The sequence below is a fragment of the Pseudoalteromonas sp. S558 genome (genome assembly GCF_005886635.1).
Lineage (GTDB): Bacteria > Pseudomonadota > Gammaproteobacteria > Enterobacterales > Alteromonadaceae > Pseudoalteromonas > Pseudoalteromonas aliena.
The window spans coordinates 1-2,425 of the sequence record NZ_PNDU01000434.1 but is presented as its reverse complement, the minus strand read 5'-3'; the positions used below and the strand labels follow the sequence as shown (position 1 = coordinate 2,425).

At 38.2% G+C, this 2,425-nt stretch carries 1 protein-coding gene; it reads right to left on the bottom strand.

What is annotated here, in order from left to right; all coding sequences use genetic code 11:
- Nucleotides 1-474: 474 nt before the first annotated feature.
- Nucleotides 475-2,025, bottom strand: a complete 1,551-nt coding sequence (locus tag CWB66_RS20455) for a methyl-accepting chemotaxis protein (RefSeq protein ID WP_138586876.1) — start codon at nt 2,023-2,025, stop codon at nt 475-477.
- Nucleotides 2,026-2,425: the final 400 nt, after the last annotated feature.

Genomic DNA, 2,425 nt, shown 5'->3' with positions numbered 1-2,425 from the left:
TGACCACTTGATATCACCACCTCGTTATTTAGTTGCTCTCGGTAATTACTCTTGCATTGCTCTACCTCTTGCGTCATGCAGTTGTATATCAGAAGTTTTTAACACCATTTGCGTCAGATTAAATCTTTTTAATTAAGTATTACCAGCGAATAGGCATTATTAGCTTGACTGGAGGAATTAAATTTATCGGGCTTTGATTACGGTAGCTATGAAATTTATGTCCGATATAACTAATATTACTTCTTTCCTTTATAGATAACAAAGAGCTGGGCTAAGTAAAAATTGAGCAACAAAGAGTTAATTGTCCCTAGAAAAAACCGAAAGGGCAGCGCATGTTTGGTATTTATTCCACGTTATCGCCTATTTATAGGGAATAACCACGTAAGGTATTTCTTTTATAAAAAAAAGGCCCGTATAGGGCCCAGTTCAAAAGAAAACAATGCGTAGAACTTAGAGGCAGTTTAAAGTTAATTGTTATTTGGCAGTAAAAGTAAGTAAAAGATCATTTACCTTACGTGAGCCCTCAACTAGCTCAGCGGCTCCTTTTGCAACATTAAAGCTCAAGTTTAAGTTATCGTCACCAAGCTCTTTAATCTGTGTTACGTTGCCACCAATGTCACTACTAACAACTTGTTGCTGCTCTGCTGCTGCAGATATTTGAGTCGCTAGTTGAGATATTTCGCTTATTTGCAAAAATATACCATCAAGCTCTACTTGAGTTTGATCTGTTGTGCTAACGCAACTATCGGCTTGTGTTTTAGTATCTTGCATTATTTTAGACCAGCTAAATAATGTGTCTTGGATTTCTTTTATTGAGCTATGAATCTGAGCTGTTGCATTTTGAGTACGAGATGAAAGTGCACGCACTTCATCAGCCACAACGGCAAAGCCACGTCCATGTTCACCAGCACGAGCGGCTTCGATAGCGGCATTAAGCGCAAGCAAGTTGGTTTGTTCGGCAATACCCTCAATCTCACTCATTACTTGGCCGATCTTATCCGCTTCAGAAGCTAAACTATTTGCTGTTGTAGCTGCTTGTTCTACTTGCGTCGCTAAGTCAGATACCATCGAGCTATTGCCAGCAATATGTTGTTTTATATCAGAACAACTTTGATGCGTAAGATTTACTTTATCAGCTGTATGGTGAGTATTATTAGATATTTCACCAATAGTTGAACTCATTTGTAGCATTGCCGAGGCTATTTGTTCTAAGCGCTGTCCTTGTGAGGCGATACCTTTTTCTGTTAGTGTTGATTGTTCATCTAGGTGTATCGCTATATTATTGAAATTCAGCGTTGAATCTCTCATTCTGCCAAGTACAGTTCGTAATTTTGCGCTAAGCATTTGCTCTCTATAATCACTCACACTATGTGGATTACTTCCACTAAAAATGTAGCGAGAGACCGAATCGAAATTTGCTTTTTGTGTGTTTAATATCTTGGGGGTGGCAATTAATTCATCATAATTTAGCGCTATAACTAAAACACACACAAGTGAATTAATTAACGCAGCACTCCAAGAGGCCAATAAAGCAACAGAAACTAACCAAGCGATTAAGCCAATAAGTGTAATACCTTGTCTAAGATTTGTTTGCTCGCGAAGGTTGAACAGTGATTTACCCGCGTTTATTTTATTGTAAAGGTGCTGGGCGCGTTGTTTAAGTTGTTCACTTGCTTTACTTCTTACTGATTGATAGCCGATCAATTGCCCGTGCTCAAAAATTGGCGTCACAAAGGCATCTACCCAGTAGTAGCGTCCATCTTTGCAACGATTTTTTACCATACCTCGCCAAGAATGACCTTGCTTTAGTATTGTCCACATTTCTTTAAATGCCGCCTTCGGCATATCTGGATGACGTACAATATTATGGTTTTTACCCATTAGCTCTTCTGGACTATATCCTGCGATAGCACAAAACTCTTGATTAGCGTATGTAATTACACCTCTGAGATCCGTTGTGGAAACGAGCTCTTGTGATTCATCAAAGTGAACCTCTTCATTTATTAAGCTTTTATTGTTGCGCATTGTATTTACTGTCATCCTTTAATGTTGTCGCTATTATATTGCTTACTGGGTACAAAGCAAAAAATCGAACGATTCTATACCCGCTTACAATTTAAATCTTACACTTTTATGATCTACATCAAGTGTTTTTAAATTAAATCATAATTGTTGAAAGTGCTTTGAATTATTTTTATCTAAATTCTGGTCTATTAAGCGGCTAACTTAATACTAAGGTTAACCTACATCCGTTTAGGCAACAAAGAGTTAATCGCCTCTAGGGAGAACCCAATGGGTAGCGTATGTTTGGCATTTATTCTAATCGCCTATTTATGAGGGATAACCACACTACATAGGCTCTGCCTTGCCTAAATACCAAACAGTCTGCTGCAAAATCAATCACGAAAGGTCAACACGCCCTAGT

What these genes read in the sequence shown, in the direction of transcription:
- CWB66_RS20455 (WP_138586876.1), bottom strand. Translation starts at nt 2,025, where the DNA reads ATGCGCAACAATAAAAGCTTAATAAATGAAGAGGTTCACTTTGATGAA.